This is a genomic window from Pseudomonas frederiksbergensis (assembly GCF_000802155.2).
Classification (GTDB): domain Bacteria; phylum Pseudomonadota; class Gammaproteobacteria; order Pseudomonadales; family Pseudomonadaceae; genus Aquipseudomonas; species Aquipseudomonas frederiksbergensis_A.
Map to the genome: position 1 here is coordinate 47911 of NZ_JQGJ02000010.1, position 24113 is coordinate 72023.

At 62.3% G+C, this 24113-nt stretch carries 21 protein-coding genes; 7 read left to right on the forward strand and 14 right to left on the reverse strand.

Annotated elements, in window-relative coordinates; genetic code table 11:
- Positions 1-112: 112 nt before the first annotated feature.
- The 9 genes from hflC to JZ00_RS18705 all read right to left on the reverse strand — a co-directional run bounded on the left by hflC (position 113) and on the right by JZ00_RS18705 (position 10180).
- Positions 113-982 (reverse strand): protease modulator HflC, encoded by an 870-nt coding sequence (gene hflC, locus JZ00_RS18665; RefSeq protein WP_039592538.1) that lies wholly within the window; start codon positions 980-982, stop codon positions 113-115.
- Positions 982-2157 carry an FtsH protease activity modulator HflK gene (hflK, locus tag JZ00_RS18670; protein WP_039592537.1) on the reverse strand — a complete coding sequence of 392 codons (1176 nt, stop codon included), beginning with the start codon at positions 2155-2157 and terminating at the stop codon, positions 982-984. Before hflK ends, hflC begins: the two co-directional genes overlap by 1 nt.
- An 85-nt stretch (positions 2158-2242) precedes the next feature.
- On the reverse strand, positions 2243-3544 hold the full coding sequence (gene hflX / locus JZ00_RS18675) for a ribosome rescue GTPase HflX (protein WP_039592536.1): 1302 nt from the start codon (positions 3542-3544) through the stop codon (positions 2243-2245).
- A gap of 12 nt (positions 3545-3556) precedes the next feature.
- Positions 3557-3817: an RNA chaperone Hfq gene (gene hfq / locus JZ00_RS18680; protein ID WP_003186419.1), complete on the reverse strand. Its 261-nt coding sequence runs from the start codon at positions 3815-3817 to the stop codon at positions 3557-3559.
- A gap of 92 nt (positions 3818-3909) precedes the next feature.
- Positions 3910-4881 (reverse strand): tRNA (adenosine(37)-N6)-dimethylallyltransferase MiaA, encoded by a 972-nt coding sequence (miaA, locus tag JZ00_RS18685; RefSeq protein WP_039592535.1) that lies wholly within the window; start codon positions 4879-4881, stop codon positions 3910-3912.
- Positions 4881-6794, reverse strand: a complete 1914-nt coding sequence (gene mutL, locus JZ00_RS18690) for a DNA mismatch repair endonuclease MutL (protein ID WP_039592534.1) — start codon at positions 6792-6794, stop codon at positions 4881-4883. The genes miaA and mutL overlap by 1 nt, the downstream gene beginning before the upstream one ends.
- The gene (locus JZ00_RS18695) at positions 6791-8221 is read right to left on the reverse strand and encodes an N-acetylmuramoyl-L-alanine amidase (RefSeq protein ID WP_039592533.1); all 1431 of its coding nucleotides are present in this window, start codon (positions 8219-8221) and stop codon (positions 6791-6793) included. The genes mutL and JZ00_RS18695 overlap by 4 nt, the downstream gene beginning before the upstream one ends.
- Before the next feature lie 4 nt (positions 8222-8225).
- Positions 8226-8693: a tRNA (adenosine(37)-N6)-threonylcarbamoyltransferase complex ATPase subunit type 1 TsaE gene (gene tsaE / locus JZ00_RS18700; RefSeq protein WP_039592532.1), complete on the reverse strand. Its 468-nt coding sequence runs from the start codon at positions 8691-8693 to the stop codon at positions 8226-8228.
- Positions 8681-10180 (reverse strand): NAD(P)H-hydrate dehydratase, encoded by a 1500-nt coding sequence (locus tag JZ00_RS18705; protein WP_039592531.1) that lies wholly within the window; start codon positions 10178-10180, stop codon positions 8681-8683. Before JZ00_RS18705 ends, tsaE begins: the two co-directional genes overlap by 13 nt.
- Positions 10181-10243: 63 nt before the next feature.
- Here JZ00_RS18705 and queG point away from each other — a divergent pair, with 63 nt between their 5' ends.
- Positions 10244-11323, forward strand: a complete 1080-nt coding sequence (gene queG, locus JZ00_RS18710) for a tRNA epoxyqueuosine(34) reductase QueG (RefSeq protein ID WP_039592530.1) — start codon at positions 10244-10246, stop codon at positions 11321-11323.
- On the opposite strand, the gene JZ00_RS18715 is transcribed toward queG, so the two are convergent.
- Positions 11305-11916: a trimeric intracellular cation channel family protein gene (locus JZ00_RS18715; RefSeq protein ID WP_030140169.1), complete on the reverse strand. Its 612-nt coding sequence runs from the start codon at positions 11914-11916 to the stop codon at positions 11305-11307. The two genes, queG and JZ00_RS18715, sit on opposite strands and share 19 nt — an antisense overlap.
- 226 nt (positions 11917-12142) lie before the next feature.
- Positions 12143-12685 (reverse strand): oligoribonuclease, encoded by a 543-nt coding sequence (orn, locus tag JZ00_RS18720; protein ID WP_039592529.1) that lies wholly within the window; start codon positions 12683-12685, stop codon positions 12143-12145.
- A gap of 109 nt (positions 12686-12794) precedes the next feature.
- Here orn and rsgA point away from each other — a divergent pair, with 109 nt between their 5' ends.
- The gene (gene rsgA, locus JZ00_RS18725; RefSeq protein ID WP_039592528.1) at positions 12795-13826 is read left to right on the forward strand and encodes a small ribosomal subunit biogenesis GTPase RsgA; all 1032 of its coding nucleotides are present in this window, start codon (positions 12795-12797) and stop codon (positions 13824-13826) included.
- A gap of 75 nt (positions 13827-13901) precedes the next feature.
- On the opposite strand, the gene motB is transcribed toward rsgA, so the two are convergent.
- Positions 13902-14948 (reverse strand): flagellar motor protein MotB, encoded by a 1047-nt coding sequence (motB, locus tag JZ00_RS18730; RefSeq protein WP_039592527.1) that lies wholly within the window; start codon positions 14946-14948, stop codon positions 13902-13904.
- Between the two features lie 3 nt (positions 14949-14951).
- On the reverse strand, positions 14952-15803 hold the full coding sequence (gene motA, locus JZ00_RS18735; protein WP_039592526.1) for a flagellar motor stator protein MotA: 852 nt from the start codon (positions 15801-15803) through the stop codon (positions 14952-14954).
- A 167-nt stretch (positions 15804-15970) separates the two neighbouring features.
- Here motA and JZ00_RS18740 point away from each other — a divergent pair, with 167 nt between their 5' ends.
- From JZ00_RS18740 to JZ00_RS18755, 4 genes are all read left to right on the forward strand, one after another.
- Positions 15971-17509 (forward strand): HDOD domain-containing protein, encoded by a 1539-nt coding sequence (locus tag JZ00_RS18740; RefSeq protein ID WP_039592525.1) that lies wholly within the window; start codon positions 15971-15973, stop codon positions 17507-17509.
- Between the two features lie 43 nt (positions 17510-17552).
- Complete coding sequence (locus JZ00_RS18745) at positions 17553-18389, forward strand: rhodanese-like domain-containing protein (RefSeq protein ID WP_039592524.1); 837 nt, start codon at positions 17553-17555, stop codon at positions 18387-18389.
- Complete coding sequence (asd, locus tag JZ00_RS18750) at positions 18389-19249, forward strand: archaetidylserine decarboxylase (RefSeq protein WP_039592523.1); 861 nt, start codon at positions 18389-18391, stop codon at positions 19247-19249. Before JZ00_RS18745 ends, asd begins: the two co-directional genes overlap by 1 nt.
- Before the next feature lie 122 nt (positions 19250-19371).
- Positions 19372-21132: a hypothetical protein gene (locus JZ00_RS18755; RefSeq protein WP_039592522.1), complete on the forward strand. Its 1761-nt coding sequence runs from the start codon at positions 19372-19374 to the stop codon at positions 21130-21132.
- Between the two features lie 51 nt (positions 21133-21183).
- On the opposite strand, the gene serB is transcribed toward JZ00_RS18755, so the two are convergent.
- Positions 21184-22398 (reverse strand): phosphoserine phosphatase SerB, encoded by a 1215-nt coding sequence (serB, locus tag JZ00_RS18760; protein ID WP_039592521.1) that lies wholly within the window; start codon positions 22396-22398, stop codon positions 21184-21186.
- Positions 22399-22531: 133 nt separating this feature from the next.
- Here serB and JZ00_RS18765 point away from each other — a divergent pair, with 133 nt between their 5' ends.
- Positions 22532-24049 carry an AhpA/YtjB family protein gene (locus JZ00_RS18765; protein ID WP_039592520.1) on the forward strand — a complete coding sequence of 506 codons (1518 nt, stop codon included), beginning with the start codon at positions 22532-22534 and terminating at the stop codon, positions 24047-24049.
- Positions 24050-24113: the final 64 nt, after the last annotated feature.

Below are 24113 nucleotides of genomic sequence, written 5' to 3' on the forward strand. Positions count from 1 at the left end.
ACGCAAAAAAGCCGGGAATTTCCCGGCTGCCGCATCATACACACGTTTTCCCAAAGGATCACCCCGCCCGACGTTTTAGCCGCCGGGCGGAGTGCTTCAGGTCAACGATGTATCAAGGCTTGGCCTTTTCCAGGTAGTGGAAAAAGTCGCTGCTTGGGTCGAGGACCAGGACGTCGGATTTGTTCGCGAAACTTTCACGGTAGGCACGCAGGCTACGGTAGAACGCGTAGAACTCCTGATCCTGACCGTAGGCCTTGGCGTAGATCGCAGCGGCCTGGGCATCACCATCACCGCGGACCTCTTCCGACTCACGATAGGCCTCGGCCAGCAGCACACGGCGTTGACGATCGGCGTCGGCACGGATGCCTTCGGCCAGCTCGTTACCCTTGGCGCGGTGCTCGCGAGCTTCACGCTCACGCTCGGTGCTCATGCGCTCGAACACGCTGCGGTTCACTTCCTTCGGCAGGTCGATGGCCTTGACCCGGACATCGACCACTTCGATACCCAGCTCTTTTTCCGCCATCGCGTTCAGCGAACGAGTGATATCGGCCATGAGCGCATCACGCTCACCGGAGACCACTTCATGCAGGGTACGTTTACCGAACTGGTCACGCAGGCCCGACTCCAGGCGACGGGACAGACGCTCGTCGGCGATCTGCTTGAGGCCGGAAGTCGCGGTGTAGAAGCGCTCGGCATCCTTGACGCGCCACTTGGCGTAGGCATCGACCATCACGGCTTTCTTTTCCAGCGTCAGGAAGCGCTGCGTCGGTGCGTCCAGCGTCATCAGGCGGGCATCGAACTTGCGCACCTTGTTAACGTACGGCACCTTCACATGCAGCCCTGGTTGGACATCGGGCTGGACCACGCGACCGAATTGCAGCAACACCGCGCGCTCGGTCTGAGCCACGATGTAGAAACAGTTCCAGGCAGCGATCGCCACGACGACACCGACAATAAGGGCGATCAGCGATTTATTGCTCATCAGCGACTCTCCCTGGTACGTGCTTGCTGTTGCTGCAGGTCCGCCGCCGCGCGGGCGTTGGCTTCATTGCTGGCCGCCGCCGCCGCGCCGGTTGGCGGCGTGCCGGTGTTACGACCACTTTCGACCATCTTGTCCAGGGGCAGGTACAGCAGATTGCTCTGGCCGTTCTTGTTCCCGGTCACGAGGACCTTGCTGGTGTTGCTGAAGACTTCCTGCATGGTGTCCAGGTACAGACGCTGGCGGGTCACTTCAGGGGCCTTGCGATACTCGGCGACCAGCTTGGTGAAGCGATCGGCCTCACCCTTGGCACGGGAAACCACTTCGTCGCGGTAGCCGTTGGCATCCTCGATGATGCGCTGGGCCTGGCCACGGGCTTCCGGCACGACGCCGTTGGCGTAGGTTTCGGCCTGGTTGCGCGAGCGCTGCTCGTCTTCACGGGCGCGGATCACGTCGTCAAAGGCTTCCTGTACTTCGCGCGGTGCCGCTGCGCTCTGGACGTTGACCTGGGTGACGGTGATACCGGTGCGATAGGTATCGAGGAACCGTTGCAGGCGCTCCTTGATTTCGCTGGCCATCAGCTCACGACCTTCAGTCAGCACCTGGTCCATGGCGGTGGAGCCCACCACATGGCGCAGCGCACTTTCAGTCGCATGTTGCAGGCTGATTTCCGGCTGATCGACGTTCAGCACGAAGTCCTGCAGGTTGGTGATCTTGTACTGCACGGTCAGCGGCACTTCGACGATGTTCTCGTCTTCGGTCAGCATCTGGCCCTGCTTGGTGTAGGCACGCTCACGCGTGACGTTCTCCATGTACTTCTGGTCGATCGGCGGGAAATAGATGTTCAGGCCCGGGCCGACGGTTTCGTAGTACTTGCCGAAGCGCAGCACCACGGCCTGCTCCTGCTCGTCCACGACATAAACCGCGCTGTACAGCCAGACAGCCGCGAGCACGACAAGACCGATGCCGAGCAGGCCAAAACCGCCGCCCTTGCCCGGACGGCTGCCGCCATCGTCACCGCGTTTCTTACCACCACCGAACAAACCGTTCAGGCTTTCCTGCAGCTTGCGGAAGGCCTCGTCGAGATCCGGTGGTCCCTTGCGGTCGCCGTTGTTACGACGCTTGCCGCCCCAGGGATCCTGGTTATTCGAGTTGCCACCCGGCTCATTCCAAGCCATAGCGCTCTCCATCTGATAAAGCAAAGACGCACCCACGGCGCGCCGGCCAATGCTACAGAATGCCTGACACAGCTTTCTCAGGCTTTTATTGCAAAGTGTGTTGCTCGATGAATTCCATCGGTTGCAGCCCTTCGCGACTGACCAATCGGTTCAGTTCCGATCGAGGCAGGCGAACGGCCAGCAGGCAGATGCCTTCTTCGTCGTGTTCTTCTTTCTGTACCGCCCCCAACTCGAAAAACTGCGCACGCAACCGGGCAAAACGCTGCGGCAGCTTCAAGGTGCCGACGAACAAGTCATCCCCCAGCAGCTCCGCCACCGCCTGCTTGAGCAGGTCCAGGCCGCTGCCATCACGGGCCGACAGCCAGACCCGTTGCGGCTTGCCATCGGCATCGCGCTGGATCTGCGGCTCGACCCCTTCGAGCAAATCGAGTTTGTTGTATACCTCGAGGATCGGCAAGTCCTGGGCCCCGATCTCGCCCAGCACCACCATGACCTGTTCAATCTGCAGCATCCGATCCGGTTCGGCGGCATCGATCACATGCAGCAGCAGGTCGGAGTTGCTCGACTCTTCGAGCGTAGCTCGGAAAGCCTCGACCAGCTTGTGCGGCAAATGCCGGATGAAACCCACGGTATCGGCCAGCACGATCGGCCCGAGGTCGTTCAGGTCGAGCCGGCGCAGGGTCGGGTCGAGCGTGGCGAACAACTGGTCGGCGGCATAGACGTCGGACTGGGTGACGTTGTTGAACAGGGTCGATTTGCCCGCGTTGGTATAACCCACCAGTGAAACCGTCGGGATGTCGGCCCGCTTGCGGCCTCGTCGCGACTGCTCGCGCTGGCTGCGAACCTTCTCCAGCCGCCCCTTGATCTGGCGCAGGCGAACCCGCAGCAGGCGCCGGTCGGTTTCCAGCTGGGTTTCACCCGGGCCGCGCAGGCCGATACCGCCTTTCTGGCGCTCGAGGTGAGTCCAGCCGCGGACCAGTCGCGTGCTCATGTGCTCAAGCTGGGCCAGTTCGACCTGGAGCTTGCCTTCATGAGTCCGCGCGCGCTGGGCGAAGATGTCGAGAATCAGCCCGGTGCGGTCGATCACGCGACACTCGAAGACACGTTCGAGGTTGCGTTCCTGACTGGGCGTAAGGATGTGATTGAAAATCACCAGATCGATGTGCTCGACCTTGACCAGGTCGCGCAACTCCTCGACCTTGCCACTGCCGATCAGGAACTTGGCGGTTGGCCGATGACGCGGCACGTTGAAAAACGCGACGGTCTCGGCGCCGGCCGAAATTGCCAATTCCTGAAACTCCTGCGGATCTTCGCGCGCCTCAGGGTCCTGTCCTTCCAAGTGAACGAGAATAGTCCGCTCACCACCACCGTGGCGCTCAAAGAACAAAGGAGGCTCCTATCAAGCGTTACCCGGCTCAGCGTCACCGCCTTCGGATTCGGTTGCGCTAGGCAGACGAATTGGACGAACAGGCACCACTGTCGAGATAGCGTGTTTGTAGACCATTTGGCTGACGGTGTTCTTCAGCAGGATGACGAACTGGTCGAAAGACTCGATCGTGCCTTGCAGTTTGATCCCGTTGACCAGATAGATGGACACCCCAACTTTCTCTTTACGTAAAGTGTTCAAGTAAGGGTCTTGTAGCGAATGCCCTTTTGACATGTGCCGCACTCCTTTAAGGATCAATTATAAAAATCGGAATTCAGATGGCTTGGGCCGTCACACCCCCAAGGATAGACGGCAATTGCAAGGACTCAGCTCAATATGGAGATGGTCCCGAGGTATTTCAAGGCGCGTGGCAGATTGTCGCAATCAAGGCTGTCAAGCCAATGCAAGTCAGTCCAGCTGCGCAGCCAGGTGAACTGGCGTTTCGCCAATTGGCGCGTGGCAATGATTCCACGCTCGCGCATCTCGGCTGACGTCAGCTTGCCGTCCAGGTAGTCCCAGACTTGTCGATAACCCACCGCACGTATAGACGGCAACCCGGCATGCAGGTCACTTCGCTCACGCAGGGCTACGACCTCGTCTATGAATCCCTGTTCCAACATTAATGTGAATCTTTGTTCAATTCGCCGATGCAGCACTTGCCGGTTCGCCGGAGCGATGGCCAGATTCGCGACAGTATAGGGCAATTGTTGCAGTCCCGAAGCGGCTGCTTCAGTACTTTGCGCAGATTGTCGCTGCCGCAGGGTCGTCATGCTCTGGCCGCTGACCCGGTAAACCTCCAGGGCGCGGCTGAGCCGCTGCGGGTCGTTGGGGTGAATGCGCGCCGCCGACACGGGATCGACCACCGCCAATTGCTCGTGAAGCGCTTGCCAGCCAAGGCGTGCAGCCTCTTCTTCGATCTGCGCACGCACCTCGGGGTCGGCCGCCGGCATGTCCGCCAAGCCGTCCACCAAGGCCTTGTAATACAGCATGGTACCGCCCACCAAGAGCGGAATCTTGCCGCGCGCGGTGATCTCGGCCATGGCCTGGAGCGCATCGCGCCGGAAATCAGCCGCCGAATAGGCTTCGGCCGGGTCCAGGATATCGATCAGGCGATGGGGAAATTCGGCCAGCAGGGCTTTCGACGGCTTGGCGGTGCCGATGTCCATGCCCCGGTAGACCAGTGCCGAGTCAACGCTGATCAACTCGCAGGGCAGGACCTTGGTCAGTTCGATGGCCAGGTCGGTCTTGCCGGCGGCCGTCGGCCCCATGAGGAAAATCGCAGGTGGCAACGGGTTCATCAACGACCGCGCAGGAACAGTTTGTCCAGGTCGTCCAGGCCCAGTTGGGTCCAGGTCGGCCGGCCATGGTTGCATTGACCGCTGCGCTCGGTGTTTTCCATGTCCCGCAGCAGGCCGTTCATTTCCGGCAGGGCCAGGCGTCGGTTGGCACGGATCGCGCCATGGCAGGCCATGGTGCCGAGCAATTCATTCAAGTGCGCCTGGATCCGGTCGCTGGTGCCATATTCCATCAAGTCCGCCAGCACATCGCTGACTAGGCGATTGGCCTCGGCCTGCTTCAACAACGCCGGGATCTGCCGAATCGCCAGGGTTTCCGGGCCCAGGCGCTGCAGCTCGAAGCCCAGGCGCTGGAACCAGCTCATGTGCTCTTCGGCGCAATCGGCTTCGCGCTGGCTGACGGCCAGGGATTCGGGGACCAGCAGCGGTTGGCCGCTCAAGCCTTCGCTGGCCATGGCGATTTTCAATCGCTCATACATGATCCGCTCGTGGGCGGCATGCATGTCCACCAGCACCAGGCCCTGGGCGTTTTCGGAAAGAATGTAGATGCCTTTGAGTTGCGCCAGGGCATAACCCAGCGGCGGGATATCACCCTGGCCGTCGGGCAACGCCGTTGCAGCGGTTTCAGGCAAAGGCTTGAAGAATTCGCGATACGCCGCCTGGGCCTCGGCTGCCGGCACGTTCGATTGCGGACGCGGGGTGTATTGATACTGGTAGCCACTGCCAGCGCCGCTTGCGACGGTGTTGTAGCTCGGCTGGGGCTGAGGTTGCTCCAGCAACGCATGGGCCGCCAGGCGCATTTCGCCCTGGGGACCGAATTCGCCAGCCTCCAGCCCGGTAGGCCGGACCATGCCGGCCACAGCCGCCGGGGCCGCCAACTGGTCTTCGGGACGCACATCGCCCAGGGCGCGGTGCAAGGTGCCATAGAGGAAATCGTGGACCATGCGCCCGTCACGGAAGCGCACCTCATGCTTGGTCGGGTGCACGTTGACGTCCACCACCGCCGGATCAACTTCAAAAAACAGCACGAAGGTCGGATGCCGACCGTTGAACAGCACATCGCGATAAGCCTGGCGCACCGCGTGGGCCACCAGCTTGTCGCGCACCGCACGGCCGTTCACGTAAAAATATTGCAGGTCCGCCTGGCTGCGGGAAAACGTCGGCAAACCGACCCAGCCCCACAGGTGCAAACCGTTGCGCTCCACCTCGATGGGCAAGGCCTGCTCCAGGAAACCCGCGCCACACACCGCCCCCACACGCCGTGCACGAGCCGCATCATCGTTGGCCTCGTGCAAACTGAGGATGGTCTTGCCGTTGTGCCGCAGGTGAAACGCCACGTCAAAACGCGCCAGGGCCAGGCGCTTGATGACTTCCTGCAGATGGTCGAATTCGGTTTTCTCGGCCTTGAGGAACTTGCGGCGGGCCGGGGTATTAAAGAACAGATCGCGCACTTCCACCGACGTACCCACCGGATGGGCGGCGGGCTGTACGTGCGAAGCCATGTCGCGGCCTTCGGTCTCCACCTGCCAGGCCTGATCGGCGCTGCGGGTACGGGACGTGAGCGTCAGGCGCGACACCGAACTGATAGACGCAAGCGCCTCGCCACGAAACCCCAGGCTCATGACCCGCTCAAGGTCTTCCAAATCGCGGATCTTGCTGGTGGCGTGACGCGCCAGGGCCAGCGGCAAGTCATCGGCGGGGATGCCGCGACCGTCGTCACGCACCCGCAACAGCTTGACGCCGCCCTGCTCGACATCGACGTCGATGCGCTTGGCACCGGAGTCGAGGCTGTTTTCCAGCAACTCCTTGATCACCGACGCCGGGCGCTCGACCACCTCGCCGGCGGCGATCTGGTTGGCCAGCCGAGGGCTGAGCAGTTCGATGCGGGCGCTGCTGTCGATCACGTCGTCGCTCATTGCTTGGCCGCCACGTCATTGCCGGGAATGGTCAGGGTCTGTCCGATCTTCAGTTCGTCACTCTGCAAATTGTTGGCGCTGCGCAACGTCGCGGGCGACACCTGGTAGCGTACGGCAATCATCGCCAGGGTTTCCCCCGGGTTGACCCGGTGGTCCCGAGGCCCCTGGGCGATCTTGCCCGAATCCCGGAGCCAGGCGATGTAGGTGCCCGGCGGTGGATTCTGCTGGAAGAATTGCCGCACGCCACTGCTGATGGAGCGAGCCAAGGCCTGCTGGTGGCTCGACGATGACAATTTCGAGGCTTCGTTGGCGTTGGAGATGAACCCGGTTTCCACCAGGATCGACGGGATGTCCGGCGACTTGAGCACCATGAACCCGGCCTGTTCGACGCGCTGCTTGTGCAGTGGCGTGATACGACCGATGTTGCTCAGGACTTTTTGGCCGACGTTCAGGCTGGAAGTCAACGAGGCAGTCATCGACAAATCCAGCAACACACCGGCGAGCATCCGGTCCTTGTCGTCGAGGCTGACGTTGCCGGCACCGCCGATCAGGTCGGAACGGTTTTCACTGTCGGCCAGCCAGCGCGCCGTCTCGGAAGTGGCGCCACGATCGGACAGGGCAAATACCGAGGCGCCGAACGCAGCCTTGGACGGCGCGGCGTCGGCATGGATCGAGACGAACAGGTCCGCGCCTTTCTTGCGGGCGATTTCCGTGCGTCCGCGCAGAGGAATGAAATAATCGCCGGTACGGGTCAGCTCAGCGCGAAAGCCTTTCATGCCATTGACCTGGCGTTGCAGTTCGCGGGCGATGGCCAGCACCACATCTTTCTCACGCTGCCCACGCGAACCCGAGGCACCAGGGTCTTCGCCACCGTGGCCGGCATCGATGACCACGATGATGTCGCGTTTGCCGGCAGGGGCCGGTGGCAGCTTGATCGCAGGTTCGGTAGGCGTGACCGGCACGGCCGGCACCGTGGCGACTTTGGTCGGCGGCGGTGGTGTCGGCGCGGCGTCGGCCGGGTTATCGAACAGATCCACCACCAGTCGGTTGCCGTACTGGGCGTTGGGCGCCAGGGTGAAGCTTTTCGGGGTCACCGCTTGTTTCAGGTCGATGACCACCCGCAGGTCGGTCGGCGTCCGCTGGGCCGAACGCATGGCGGTGATGGGCGTATTGGCGGTGGGCACGTTCAACGGCGCACCCAGGGACGCGCCATTGATGTCGATCACCAGGCGATCCGGGGCGGTCAGGGTAAATACGCTGTGCTGCACCGGGCCTGTCAGATCGAACACCAGCCGGGTATTGTCCGGCGCCCGCCACAGGCGAACGCTGTTGACCTTTGTCTCAGCCACAGCATCGACGGCCAGTGCCGTAAGCAACAGTCCTACGACAGCAACCACCGCGCGAAAGCGCATACCAAACCCCATCATCTAATTAGTTTTCCAATGCCAACGCGGCACACCACGACTCGCCACGCGAGCCTTGCGGCGTCAGTTTCAGCGATCGCCCGCCGTTCTGCGCGCCAATGGTAATGGTCAGGTCGGGCTTTGGCAAAAAGCCTGCACCTTTCTGGGGCCACTCGATCAGGCACAAGGCGTCATCCTCGAAGTAATCGCGGATACCGAGGAATTCCAACTCTTCGGGATCGACCAGTCGATACAGATCAAAATGAAACGCCCGGATGTCGCCGATTTCGTAAGGCTCGACCAAGGTAAAGGTAGGACTCTTGACCGAGCCGAGGTGCCCAAGGCCGCGAATGATGCCCCGGGACAAGGTAGTTTTCCCCGCGCCGAGGTCGCCCTCGAGAAAGATCAAGCCATGCCCTGCGGTGATCTGTGCGATGCGCGCGCCAAATTGTGTCATGGCTTGTTCGTCCGCCACGTACAGGGTTACTTCAGACACGGTGAATGCTCCTCCAATAACTGACGAATGGCCGGGATCAGATCGGTCGCCGCCAATCCCCGCCCCGAGCGACCGCACTCAACGCCCGCACTGGCATGCAACCAGACAGCCAGGCATGCGGCTTCGAATGTTTCCATCCCCTGGGCCAGCAAGGCGCCGACCACCCCGGCGAGCACATCCCCAAGCCCGGCGGTAGCCATGGCCGGGTGACCTTGGGCGCAAATCGCCAGACGGCCGTCGGGGCTGGCGATCAAACTGCCGGCCCCCTTGAGAATTACGCTGGCTGTATATTTTTTGCTCAAGGCGTGGGCCGCCGCCGGGCGGTCGGCCTGCACTTGGGCGGTGGATATCCCCAGCAATCGCGCCGCCTCGCCCGGGTGCGGAGTGATGACGCAACGATCAGGCAGACTGACCACGCCCAGGCTCAACAGATTCAGGGCATCGGCATCCCACACCTGCGGCAGCGCAGCGTTGGCTGCCGCCGACAGCAGGCTACGCCCCCAGGCAGCCTGGCCCAGGCCTGGCCCGACCACCAGGACGCTGGCCTGCTTGAGCAAGCCCATCAGTTGATTGGCCGAGCGAGTGCCCTGCACCATCACCTCCGGCAAACGGACCAGCGCCGAGGCGACGTGCTCGCTGCGCGTAGCCATCGAAACCATCCCCGCGCCGCAGCGCAGCGTGCTTTCGGCGCTCATCTGGATCGCGCCGCCGAACCCCCGGTCGCCGCCGATCAACAGCACGTGGCCAAACCTTCCTTTGTGGGACGTGGGCGCGCGAGGCGTCAGGCGCGGCAGATTATCAGGCAGGAGCAATCGGGCACTGGCAGGCGCCGACTCAACGATGTCAGGGTCCGCATGCAAGTCGTTGAATACCAATTCGCCCACCCGATCCGCTGCATCGCCGGTGAACAAGCCCAGCTTCAAGCCGATGAACGTCACGGTCAAATCAGCCGCCACGGCGGTGCCGAGCACTCGGCCGGTGTTCGCACACAGTCCCGACGGTATATCCACCGCCGCGACCGGTAAACCGCTGACATTGATCGTATCGATGGCCCTTACATACGGCTCGCGTACTTCGCCAGTCGTCCCGGTGCCGAGCAGCGCATCGAGCAGCACTCCTCGCAATTCGCTGTCGTCTGACCAAGGCTCTATCGGCACACCGACGGCCACGGCTTCTGCGTGGGCGTTGGCGGCGTCACCCAACAGGCGCCGGGGTTCGCCCACGGCCAGGACCCGTACCGACCAACCGGCACGACGGGCCAGGGCCGCGACCAGGTAGCCATCGCCAGCGTTGTTGCCATGACCGGCCAGCACGGTCAATTCAGTGCACTGCGGCCAGCGACGCACGATTGCCCGCCACGTGGCGCGGGCGGCACGCTGCATCAATTCGAAGCCGCTGGTGCCTGCCGCGATCAGTTGTGCATCCAAGGCCCGGACCTGCGCGGCACTGTACAGCGCGTCGGGAAAATCATCTTTAGTCTGCGGCATGCGTCTTCGGGCTCCGATGTCTGGCAGAATTATACGCATCTCAGCTCCGGTTTCTCTTGCCTCATGCCTGCCATTTCCACAGACCTTGCCACCCTCGCCCAATCCATCAAGGAATGGGGCCGCGAGCTGGGTTTCCAGCAAGTCGGCATCAGCGGGCTGGACCTGGCCGAGCATGAACAACACCTGCAACGTTGGCTGGAGGCTGGCTACCACGGCGAAATGGACTACATGGGCGCCCATGGCAGCAAGCGCTCGCACCCGGAGGAACTGGTGCCGGGCACGCTGAGGGTGGTGTCCCTGCGCATGGACTACCTGCCAGGCGACACGCAAATGGCGCACATGCTCGGCCAACCGGAACAAGCCTACGTTTCGCGTTATGCATTGGGCCGCGATTACCACAAATTGATCCGTAAACGCGTGCAGCAACTGGCGGAAAAAATCCAGGCGGCCATTGGCCCCTTTGGCTATCGCGCCTTCGTCGACAGCGCGCCGGTGCTGGAAAAAGCCATTGCCGAGCAGGCCGGCCTGGGCTGGATCGGCAAAAACACCTTGGTGCTGAATCGCAAGGCCGGCAGTTATTTCTTCCTGAGCGAGCTGTTCGTCGACTTGCCGTTGCCGACAGACCCACCCCACGGCACCGAGCATTGTGGAAAATGCACCGCGTGCCTGGACATATGCCCGACGAATGCCTTCGTCGGGCCCTACGTGCTCGACGCCCGCCGCTGCATTTCCTACCTGACCATCGAACTGAAAAGCGCCATTCCCGAAGAATTGCGGCCACTGATCGGCAACCGGGTGTTCGGCTGCGACGACTGCCAGATCGTCTGCCCATGGAACCGCTTCGCCCGACCGTCGGGAGAAAGCGACTTCAAGCCGCGACACAACCTGGACAACGCCGGGCTGGCGGAGCTGTTCATGTGGGACGAGGAAAAATTCCTCAGCAGTACCGAAGGCTCGCCCTTGCGTCGTGCCGGTTATGAACGCTGGCTACGCAATCTCGCGGTAGGCCTGGGCAACGCGCCGTCAACGATTCCGGTGCTGCAGGCGCTGGAGGCGCGGCGCGATTATCCGTCGGAACTGGTGCGCGAACACGTGGAGTGGGCACTGCGCCAGCACGCCGAGCGTCAGACTTCGTCGTTGTAGACGAACTTCGGCATTTCCCAGTGAAAGCGGATTGCCAGGAGTCGCAGCAGAAAACCGCCGAACAAGGTGATGAGGATCGCCTGTTCATTTGGCAGTTGCAGGAACACACACAGCAGATAACACCACGCTGCGGCGAACGAGACGCTGGCGTAGAGCTCACGACGGAAGATCAATGGAATATCGTTGCAGAAGATGTCCCGCAGAATACCGCCGAACACTCCGGTAATCACGCCGCTGACCGAGGCCACCAACATGCCGTGCCCCATTTCCAGCGCGGTCATGCAGCCGATCAGCGTGAACGCCACCAAGCCCACGGCATCGAGCACCAGGAACAACGAACGCAGATGACGCATCCAGCGCGCCAGGAATACCGTCAGCATGGCTGCCGCAGTCGTCAGCACCAGATATTCGGGATGCTTGACCCACGTGAGCGGGTAATGGCCGAGCAGCACGTCCCGCACCGAGCCGCCGCCCAGCGCCGTGACGCAGGCGATGAGCACCACGCCGAACCAATCCATGCCGCGCCGCCCGGCAGACAGCGCGCCGGTCATGGCTTCGGCGGTAATGGCGATCAGATACAGCATCAGCAACATGGTGGCGGTCCTTGCGGGAAGGCGCGCAGTCTAGCCAGTTTGGGCGGGCACCAAAAGAGGGCAAGGGCCCGTCTTCTGCTTGGGTACCGCCCCGTGGCGAGGGAGCTTGCTCCCGCTGGCCTGCGAAGCAGGCCCCAACAGTCTCGGGGGCAGACCGAGTTGTCCGGTTTGCGACGGCTGCGCCGCCGAGCGGGGGCAAGCTCCCTCGCCACAGAAGCGCTTTCGATCAGAACTTGATGAAGTGCTTGCGGTAGTGCTGCAGCTCGGCAATGGACTCGCGGATGTCGTCCAGGGCCAGGTGCGTGCTGCCTTTCTGGAAACTGTCGCGAACTTCAGGGGCCCAGCGGGCCGCCAGCTCCTTGAGGGTCGAGACATCCAGGTTGCGGTAGTGGAAGTAGCTTTCCAGGGATTTCATGTGGGTGTACAGGAAGCGACGGTCCTGGCAGATGCTGTTGCCGCAGATCGGCGACTTGCCCCTCGGCACCCATTGCTCAAGGAAAGCGATGGTCTGGGCTTCAGCCTCGGCCATGCTGATCGTGCTCTCGCGCACCCGTTGGGTCAGGCCCGAGCCGCCATGCTGGCGGGTGTTCCACTCGTCCATGCCGGCCAGTATCTCGTCACTGTGGTGGATCGCGATCACCGGGCCTTCGGCCAAGGTGTTGAGGTCGCTGTCGGTGACGATGGTGGCCATTTCGATGATGACGTCGGTATCCGGGTTCAGACCGGTCATTTCCAGGTCGATCCAGATCAGGTTCTGCGGGTTTTGCATAGGGAAGCTCCTCGGCGTAGCCACGCAGTTTAGCTTAGGCAGCCCCTTGGGCGTGCTAAACTCGCCGCCGTTTTACCCTATTCGCTGTATTTCTTCATACGGAACACCCATGGCCAAACGCCAACTCAATCGTCGTCAAAACTGGCGCATCGAAAAGATCCAGGGCGAGCGCGCCGCCCGCGCCGCCAAACGCGAATCCAGTGCTGTCGAAGCCCTGGAGGGGGGCGACCTGGGTCCTGAACAGACCGGCCTGGTGATCGCTCACTTTGGCGTGCAGGTCGAAGTCGAGGCCCAGGAAGGCGAACTGGCCGGCCAGGTATTCCGCTGCCACTTGCGCGCCAACCTGCCGGCGCTGGTGACGGGCGACCAAGTGGTCTGGCGTGCCGGCAACCAGGGCATCGGCGTGATCGTCGCGCAATTGCCACGGCACACCGAGCTGTGCCGTCCGGACAGCCGAGGCCAGCTCAAGCCCGTGGCCGCCAACGTCGACATGATCGTCATCGTGTTCGCCCCGTTGCCCGAGCCTCACGCCAACCTGATCGATCGCTACCTGGTGGCGGCCGAACACGCAGGCATCCGGCCGTTGCTGCTACTCAACAAATTCGATCTGATCGACGAGCACAACGCCCCGGCGCTGAATGCCCTGCTGTCGGTCTATCGAGACCTGGGTTACCCGGTGCTGGAAGTCTCGGCCCATCACGGCAACGGCATGGAGCAATTGCAGCGGCAACTGGACGGGCGCATCAGCGTGTTCGTCGGTCAGTCCGGGGTTGGCAAGTCTTCGCTGGTCAACAGCCTGCTGCCGGAGGTCGAGACCCGCGTCGGGCCTTTGTCCGAGCTGTCCGGCCAGGGCACCCACACCACCACCACCGCACGGCTGTTCCACTTTCCTGGTGGCGGCGAACTGATCGACTCGCCGGGCATCCGCGAATTCGGCCTGGGTCACGTCAGCCGGGCCGATGTCGAAGCGGGGTTTATCGAGTTCAACGAGCTGATCGGCACCTGCCGCTTCCGCGACTGCAAGCATGATCGCGAGCCCGGGTGCGCCTTGCTCAAGGCCTTGGAAGAAGGTCGTGTGCACCAGCAAAGGATGAACAGCTACCGCTCGATCATCGCCAGCCTGCCGGAAAGCACTTACTGACCCGGAATGTGAGCCGGACACAATAGTGGCGAGGGGATTTATCCCCTCGCCACAGGTTTGCTCTCGCCAGTCAGATCACTGCGCCGGCGGTTCGGCCGGTTTCGGCGCGGCGTCGTCGAACAGGTTCAAGCGCTCGCGCAATTCGTGGGCCGGAACGGGTTGCTGGTCCGCCGGCAAGGCGTTCGGATCGACCGCCGCGCCTGGCGTGGCCGATGGCACCGGCACTTCACCCGGCGCAGCCTCGCCCTGGGCCGGGTCGGGCGCCGGATCGTCGGTTTGCGAACCTTCGATGGCTTTCTGGGCCTTTCTGGTCAACACCACGATATCGATACGCCGGTTGACCGGATTGAACGGATCCTTGCGATCGAACAGTGCCGAAGAAGCGTAGCCGACCACTCGCGCCACTTGCTCATCCGGATAGCTGCCCGCCACCAGGGCACGACGTGCCGCGTTGGCGCGGTTGGCCGACAATTCCCAGTTACCGAAATCGCCTTTGCCCACGTAAGGCTTGGCATCGGTGTGACCGCTGATACTGATCTTGTTCGGCACCGCCTTGATGGTGTCGGCCATGGCCAGCAGGATATCTTCGAAATACGGTTTGAGCCGTGCGCTGCCAGAGTCGAACATCGGACGGTTATCGGCATCCATGATCTGGATGCGCAGGCCGTTCGGCGTGATCTCGAACAGGATCTGGTCCTTGAACTTCTGCAGCTCGGGGTTCTCTTCGACCTTGTTCTGCAACTCTTGCAGGAGCAATTCCAGGCGCTCGCGCTCGACCTGCTCGGCCATGCCCTCGGCCTCATTGGCGTCGACGGTCGCCTTGTCGGGTTGGGGCTGGGACTTGACCTCGGGGTTGAGGGTGTTCTCCGGCGCCAGGACGGGCGAACCGCCCAGGTCGATGATGTACGGCGTGCCGCTCTCGGAAAAACCGACCGGGTCCTTGAAGTAACCGGCGATCGCGATTTTCTGTTCCGGCGTGGCCGTGGAGAGCAGCCACAGCACCAGAAAGAACGCCATCATCGCCGTGGCAAAGTCGGCGAAGGCGATTTTCCAGGCGCCGCCATGGTGCCCGCCGGCAATGCGCTTGACGCGCTTTACGATGATCGGCTGGTTATTTTCCATAACTTAACGACCGCGAACCGCTTGTTCCAGCTCGGCAAAGCTTGGACGGTGCTTCGGGTACAGGACCTTGCGACCGAACTCCACCGCCAGCGACGGCGGCATGCCCGAGGCCGAGGCCACCAGGGAAGCCTTGATGGCTTCGTAGACGTTGAGTTCTTCCTTGGCGTCATGGGCCAGGGAGTGGGCCAGCGGGCCGAAGAAGCCATACGCTGCCAAGATACCGAAGAAGGTACCCACCAGCGCCGCACCTACGTGCATGCCGATGGAGGCCTGGTCGCCTGAGCCCAGGGACGCCATGGTCACCACGATACCCAATACCGCCGCAACGATACCGAAGCCGGGCATGCCGTCGGCAATGCCGTTGACCGCGTGGGAGGGGTGCTCCAGCTCCTCCTTGAGGCTGTACAGCTCCATGTCGAACAAACCTTCCAGCTCATGGGGGGCCATGTTGCCGGACGACATGATGCGCAGGTAGTCGCAGATGAACGCGGTCATGCGCTCGTCTTTCAGCACCGACGGGTACTTGGCGAAGATCGGGCTGGCGGCGGCGTCTTCGATATCGCCCTCGATCGCCATCATGCCTTCGCGACGGCTCTTGTTGAGGATCTCGTAGACCAGCCCCAACACCTCGAGATAGAAGGTGTGGGTAAAGCGCGAGCCGAACATGCTCAAGGATTTCTTGAGCACATGCATCGTCGTGTAGCCAGGGTTTGCCTGGAGGAATGCGCCGAGGGCGGCACCGCCGATGATCAACACCTCGAAAGGCTGGACCAACGCAGCGATCTTGCCATGGGAAAGCACGTATCCGCCGAGCACGCTCGCGAACACGACAATGATGCCGATAATTTTAGCCATAGATAGAAAGTACTTATTTAAGTCGGGTTCAAGGTCATATTCGGAAGCTGAAAAATCTCTTCTTCTACTTATCGGCAAAACTGCGCCAGACTATAGCCAGTTCCGGCGAAAAGCCAATTTTGCCCCGCTCCGGGCGTAGATACCCCATGCGAAGATCGCGTCCAACCATGGCTAACGAAACGAACGTTCCGACTCCAAGACCGACCACGCTCGAAGGCTGGGTAAAGCTGCTCGAAGGCGTCCACCTGCCGGTTCCCCAGGCCAGCCATGACCTGGTGTGCAAGGCCATTGCCGACAGCCGCCGCTCGTTGCGCGATATTGCCGAGTTGATGCAAGACAGCCCGGCGCTGGCCCTGAGCGTCATCCGCGAAGCCAATCATCACACCCACGGCACCCTTGCGGAGCCGGCGGAAAATCTCGAAGTGGCGATAAACCGCCTTGGCCTCAAGCGCACCGAAGAGCTGCTCGCGCGCCTGCCCTCGCTGCCGGAGCACCAGATACCAGTTGCCCTGCGCCAGGTGCAACTGATCAGCCAGCACGCCACACAACAGGCCAATGGCTTTTTCGCCAGCCGCCTGGCGCGGCTGTGGCAGGACATCCATTGGGGCAGCCTGTTGTTTCTCTCGCCGCTCTGGCCGTTGGCCTTGACTCACCCTCGCTTGTTGGGGGAATGGGAGTTGCGGGTCGTCCATAAAGGCCAGCCCGCCAGACAGGTCGAGCGCGAACTGTTCGGCGTCAGCCTGCTGAAAATCTGCCTCGCCCTGGTGGAGGCATGGCGCCTTCCGAACTGGGTGGCACAGGGTTATCGCCTGTTGCTCAATGAACGCCGCGAACTGGTCAAAGTACTGCGCATTGCCCGCGACAGCGAACATCCGCTGCGCCAGCAAAACCGCCTGGATGACGACCCGACGCTGCGACGCTGGCTCAATCAGCCGGCCAACACCGTGTTGCTGGCCAACGGCTTGGCACTTGCGGCGCACCAGGCGTGGGACAGCCCCCACCTCGCCCGCTGGCAATATCTCACCAGCCTGTATCTGCAAATGCCGATGGACGAGCTTCAGCAACAGTTGCACCAGCAAGCCGCCAACAGTGCCCGCCAGCATGCCATGCCAGACCTGTGGCACCCCGCCGTGGCATTGATCTGGCCCTCAGGCAGCCGCCGCGTGCACCCCGGCTTGTTGCCAGCCGCCCCACCCAGTGCCCAGGACCTGTCCCAATGGCGCAAGCAATGCGCCGAGCTGCTGGTGGAACCGAGCCCCTTCAGCAATGCCATGCACCTGACCACTTCAGCGCGCAACGCCCTGGCGGCGTGCGGCATGCGCCGGGTGATGATTTTGATGGCCGATCGCAGCCAGACCAGCGTGCGCGTGCACCAGACCGCCGGCCTGCCCAAGGAAGCAGCGGCGATGAGCTTCTCAATCAGCCAGAGCAAGGTCCTGCAGCGACTACTGGGCCAACAGGCCCAGGTACGCCTGAATCCCGAGAACAACGCGCAGTTTTCTGCCTTGCTGCCGCCGGGCCTGCGCGCCCTGTTCCGGGGCGAGCACTTGCTGTTGCGCTCGCTGACCTGCAATGGACGGGTGATCATGCTGGTGGTTGCGGACCAGGGCGGCGGGCCGTTTTCGGACGTGACCGTGCAGGCTTTCGGCAAAACCGTGCAATGCATCGAAAGGGCGCTGCACAGCTTTACCAACCGTGGCCGCTGAACTTGCTACAATCCTTTCCCTTTTGCGCACCAGGAGACCTCACATGCCTGACTTCTCTGGCTTGCCGCTGGTAATCGAGCCGAACGAGCTCTTGCCGCGTCTCGATGCTCCCAACCTGATTCTGGTAGACCTGACCAGCGCCGAGCGCTACAGCACCGGCCACATTCCCGGCGCACGCTTCGTCGATCCGAAACGCACGCAACTGGGCCAGCCTCCGGCGCCGGGCCTGTTGCCGGCAAAGGCCGACCTGGAAACGCTGTTCGGCGGACTTGGGCACAACCCAGGCGCGGTCTACGTGGTGTATGACGAGGAAGGCGGCGGCTGGGCCGGACGTTTTATCTGGTTGCTCGATGTGATCGGGCACTCGAATTATCACTACCTGGACGGCGGCCTGTTGTCCTGGCTTGACCAAGGCCTGCCGGTGTCGACTGACGTCCCAGCACCGGCCGCAGGTCCCGTCGACCTGGTGCTGCACGACGAACCCACCGCCACTCGCGAGTATCTGCAAAGCCGTCTTGGCGCTGCGGACCTGGCCATCTGGGATGCACGCGGCCCGCTGGAGTATTCCGGTGAAAAAGTCGTCGCGGCACGGGGCGGACACATACCAGGCGCGGTCAATTTCGAATGGACCGCGGGCATGGACCCGGCGCGTAGCCTGCGCATCCGCAAGGACATGCCGCAAATTCTCGACCAGTTGGGCATAACCCCCGACAAAGAAATCATCACTCACTGCCAGACCCACCACCGCTCCGGCTTCACCTATCTGGTGGCCAAGGCGCTCGGTTATCCGCGAGTCAAAGCCTATGCCGGTTCCTGGGGCGAATGGGGCAACCACCCCGACACGCCCATTGAGCCTTTGAAGATTGTTAAGGACAGTTAATGAAAAACCGCTTGTTCATCCTCTCCCAGTACCTGCTGCCGCACCATCTGTTGTCGCGACTGGCCGGCTGCATTGCCGAGTGCCGCGTACGCTGGTTCAAGAACGCCTTCACGGCCTGGTTCGCCAAGCGCTACCAGGTCGACATGTCCCAGGCGCTGGTGGAAGACCTCACCGCGTACGAGCACTTCAATGCGTTCTTCACCCGAGCACTGAAAGACGGCGCGCGGCCCCTGGACCAAACACCCGGCGCGATCCTCAGCCCCGCCGACGGCGCCGTCAGCCAGCTTGGCCCGATCGAACATGGCCGGGTGTTCCAGGCCAAGGGCCACAGTTTCAGCGTGCTGGAACTGCTGGGTGGTGACGCGGCCAACGCGGCGCCGTTCATGGGCGGCGACTTCGCCACGATCTACTTGTCGCCCAAGGACTATCACCGCGTGCACATGCCGCTGGCCGGCACCCTGCGGGAAATGGTCTACATCCCGGGCCGGATTTTCTCGGTCAACCAGACCACCGCCGAAAACGTCCCGGAGCTGTTTGCCCGCAACGAACGCGTCGCGTGCATTTTCGACACCGAGCGCGGGCCGATGGCCGTGGTCTTGGTGGGCGCGATGATCGTCGCGTCCATCGAAACCGTCTGGGCCGGCCTGGTGACGCCGCCCAAGCGCGAGCTGAAAACCTTCCGCTATGACGAAGCGGCCCGCGGGCCGATACATCTGGAAAAAGGCGCCGAACTGGGGCGCTTCAAGCTGGGTTCGACCGCCATCGTGCTGTTCGGGCCGGACCAGGTGAAGTGGAGCGAAGAGCTGGTGGCCGGCTCGCCGGTGCAGATGGGCCAGGCCCTGGCACTGCCGAACGCCTGAGCCTTTCCCGATGATCATTCCTACCCAGCTGTAGGAATGATCATGCTCAACCTACATACCCTGCCCACAGCTGCTAGAGTTGGAAACATCCTTTTCATTTCCCGCCGGAGCCCGTCCACGGCATGAATGAGACCAGCCCTCTCCAGCTACTGCGCGTGTCGACACCGACCCAGTCGCGCCTGTCCTTTTGCGATGCCACGCCACGCGATCTCAAGCGTTGGATCGCCAACCTGCCCAAGGCCAACATCGGCGAAACCGCTCGCCTGCTGTACCAGGCACTCGGCGAACTGAACCAACTGCTCACCCCCAGCGATAACCGCCTGCAAATGCTGGAGTTGCTGCGGCCGGAGGTTTATTACGTCTGCAAGCACCTCGAGCGGCATTTCCTGCAACAGGCCATCGTGCTGGATGACCGCTCGCGCAAGATCGTCAACCTGTGCCAGGCGCTGCAAGCCCACCTGGCAATGGGCTACAAACAAATCGTCGGACGTATCGCGTCGAAATTCTCCAAAGACCGGGCGCGCCTGCTGGCAAGTGCCTTGCAGCGGGCTATTCATGCGCTCAACAGCACCTTGCTGCGCTCCAGCCAGTTGTACAGTCCGGTGCCCGAAGGACTCTGGCTCGATTTGCATCAGCTGTACCGGATCGCCTGCCTGCACAAATTGCAGCACTTGGCCGTCAGCGATGAACTGGCCAGCCAGGTTCATCAATTGAACGTCGAGCAAACGTACGTCGTCGCACTGTTGCTGGGCGCCTCGCGCAGCAATCAGTTGCGCCAGAGCCAGATCGCCCGATTGGCCGAAGTGCTGGAACCCTGGAGCCAATGGGTCCAGCTGGACCCGGCCGTCACCGCCTCGAGCCTGTTCGCAGTGTCCCCGCAGTTGGATGTCGGGCCACGCTATCGCTCGAAATTCCGCGCTGAACAGCAACCCACCCTATTGGGTTTCGATCCCCAGCCGCTGGTGCGTGCCATCACCGCCCACCTGGCTCAACCGGTCGAGTCGACATTGACGGTACCGGCCGGCATGAGTGCCGATACCCTGCACCACCTGCAAGCCGCCTGGGGCGAGGCAGCCGAGCGCAGCTTCCAGCGCACCGAAGGCAACGGCACGCTGACCCTGTGCGTGGGCATGAGCGCCTTGCACTATTACCTTGGAGGGGAACGCTCTTTCAGTGAAATCCTGAAGAACCCGGCCACGCGCAAGGCCCGCTTCGAGGCGTCGCCCACCCGGAAAAGCGATACCTGGGACCAAGCCTTCGATGCAGCGCCCAGCGGCGACAGCGAGCTTTTGCCCTACGAAGAAATCGAGTACCCGGTCAATCCGACCGATGACGAAAGTGCAAGCTCCGACAATCAGCATCATTTCCCGACCTACGACTTGCCGGTCATCAACCACAGCCCGGGCGGTTACTGCCTTGGCTGGCCGAAGGAAGTACCGGAACAATTGCAGGCCGGCGAAATGGTGGGTATCCGGGACGCCAACGACGAGAGTTGGAGCATTGCCGTGGTGCGCTGGATTCGCCAGGTGCGCAACGGCGCGATGCAAATGGGGATTGAACTGGTTGCGCCCCATGCCCAGCCCTGCGGCCTGCAATTGCTTCGCGAGCAAAACGAACAAGGGCACTATCTGCGGGGACTGCTGCTTCCGGAAATCAGCGCCATCGATTTGCCCCCAACCGTGATCGCCCCGCGCCTGCCTTTCCAGGAAGGCCAGCAAGTATTGATCAACACCAACGGACAGGAACGGCGCGCCGGCCTTGATCGACGCGTGACCAGCACCCACAGCTTCAACCAGTTCGCCTATCGCCAGGACGACTCGACGGCAAACGGGGATGAAGGTGCGCAAGAGGGGGATTTCGATTCGTTGTGGAAGTCGCTTTAGAATTCAAAACATAGCCTTATGTGGCGAGGGGATTTATCCCCTCGCCACAGCTCAAGCCTGCCCGTCGCGATCACGAAAGCCCAGCAAGTACAGCACCCCATCCAACCCTAAGGTCGAAATCGCCTGCCGTGCCGATTGCTTGACCAGCGGCTTGGCCCGGAACGCCACGCCCAGGCCAGCGATAGCCAGCATCGGCAGGTCGTTGGCACCGTCACCCACGGCAATGGTCTGCTCCAGGCGAAGGCCTTCTTTCGCGGCCAATTCACGCAGCAGGTCCGCCTTGCGCTGGGCATCGACGATCGGCTCTACGGCCACGCCGGTGACCTTGCCGTCCACCACTTCCAATTCGTTGGCGAACACGTAGTCGATGCCGAGCCTGGCTTGCAGCTGCTTGGCGAAGTAGGTGAAGCCGCCGGACAGGATGGCGGTCTTGTAGCCCAGGCGCTTGAGTTCGGCGAACAGGGTTTCAGCGCCCTCGGTCAGGCGCAGTGAGGCGCCGATGGAGTCGAGCACGCTGACGTCCAGCCCCTTGAGCAATGCGAGGCGCTCCTTGAAGCTGGCGCGAAAATCCAGCTCACCGGCCATGGCACGCTCGGTGATGGCCGAAACCTTGTCGCCCACCCCCGCCGCCTTGGCCAGCTCGTCGATGACTTCGGCTTCGATCAGCGTCGAATCCATGTCGAACACCGCCAGGCGACGGTTGCGGCGGAACAGCGAGTCCTCCTGGAAGGCGATGTCGACGTTCAGCTCCTGGGCAACGCTGAGGAATTCGGCGCGCAACGCTTGAGGATCAGCCGGTTCGCCGCGCACGGAGAACTCGATGCAACCCTTGCCCTGGTCAGCCGGAGTATCGAGCGGCATGCGCCCGGACAAACGGTCGATATGGTCGATGTTCAGCCCATATTGGGCGGTGATCGAACTGACGCGCTGCAACTGTTCGGCGGTCACCTTGCGGGTCAAGAGCGTCACGATATGGCGCTTCTTGCCTTGGCCGGCCACCCAATGCTGGTAATCGGCTTCGGACACTGGAGTGAAACGCACCTGCTGGTCGAGCTTGTAGGCCGTGAACAGGATGTCCTTGAGCACTGACTTGCTTTGTTCGGCGTCCGGGATTTCAACCAGGATGCCGAACGACAGCGTGTCATGGATCACCGCCTGACCGATGTCGAGAATGTTCACACCACCCTGGGCCAGAACGCCGGTAATGGCTGCAGTCAGACCCGGACGGTCGCTGCCAGTGATGTTTATCAGGACGATTTCGCGCAAGGCGCACCCCCGCAGGTGGAAAAAAACCGCATTCTACCCACATTCAGTGACCATCGGGCACCGCCAGTGCTTTGCCGGCCATGGGCCTGTCGCTATACTGCGCGTCAATTTCACGGACAAAGAGCCGAGCTCAGTGAACCGGCCCACGCCAGTCAAAACCGACAATTTCTTCCTGCTGATCTTCCGTGCATTGCGCCATCGCCGCGTGCCGATTGCATTGCGCATCGCCAGCCATAACGTGATCCTGGTCGCCCTGGCCCTGGTCATCTATGCCTGCGTGATGGGCCTGCAATTCAAGCAGGCCATGCACGAGCAGGCGGACGCCCTGGGCGAAAGCCTGACCACCCAGACCGCCACGTCCGCCACCGAGCTGCTGGTGTCCAACGACATCCTCAGCCTCAACGTGCTGCTCAACAACCTGACCAAGAACAAACTGGTCGCCCACGCCGCCATCTACAGCGTCGACAACCGCATCCTCGCCGAGGCCGGCCAGCGTCCCAAGCCTGGCCTGCTGGGCGAAACCGGCGGCATGTACCAGAGCAAGATCACCTTCCAGGACGTGACTGCCGGGCAACTGCGCATCAGCCTGGACATGGACCAGTTCCAGCAACCGATGACCATCAGCCTGCAAAGCATGGGCATCCTCAGCGCGATCCTGCTGGCGTTGGCCCTGGCGTTGAGCCTGCGCCTGGGGCGGCACATCTCCACGCCGCTGCTGCAATTGCGCGTCTGGCTGCGGGACATCGACGAGCACACCCCGGCGACCCAGCGCCAGGACGAAATCGGCGATCTCGCCCGGCAACTTCACGCCAGCTTCGCACCGGAACCTGAGCGTGTGGCGGAGCCGGAAGACATCGATTACGCCGACGATGACGATGCCGAACCCGGTTTCGAGGTGCGCAACCTGCGCGACCCGGGCTTTGACGAAACTGCACCGATGCCCGCCTCACGACCTGCGCCGCGCCACGTCGTGCGTACCGTGGAAGACGAGGAAGACGACGACGCCTTCGCCGACTTGCGAGACGACGCGGTGGGCGGCGCCCCGCAACCGGCTGTCCGCCCCGCCGCCTCGAACGTGCCCCAGCATAGTGCCGTGCTGGCTATTCAACTGGGCGCCCAGGACCAACTACGCCGCCTGCCCCAGGCCCGCCTGAAGGAACTGCTCGAACGCTACCGCGACTGCCTCGATCAGGCCGCATCGCTTTATCAAGGCGAGCTGCACACCTTGAACGACGGCAGCACACTGATGTTGTTCCACACCGAGGACAGCGGCGACGACTACCTGACCAACGCCATCTGCTGCGGTGAACTGCTGCGGGCGCTGGGTCATCAGTTGCAAATCGAAGTTGCCGACAGCGGCATCACCCTGCAATTGCAACTGGGCCTGACCTTGGGTGACGGGCTGTTCGGCTTGAGCCAGATTGACCTGCTGCTGACCGAAACCGCTCAGGACGCATTGGCCCTGTCCCAGCACAGCCGCAACCTGCTGTTGGTGGAGCGCAAGATCAATGATGACGCCCTGATCCGCCAACGCGCGCGCATCCGCCCTATCGCCAGCCCCGAAGGCGCTTGCTGTGTGGAGCGCTTGATGGAGCCTTATCCGTCGATGCTGGAGCGACAACTGGCGCGGATGCATGAGCGTCAGGCCTGAGACCCTGGCCCTTGAATGACGAAGCCCGCGGATGAGTGATCATCTGCGGGCTTTTTTGTTGCCT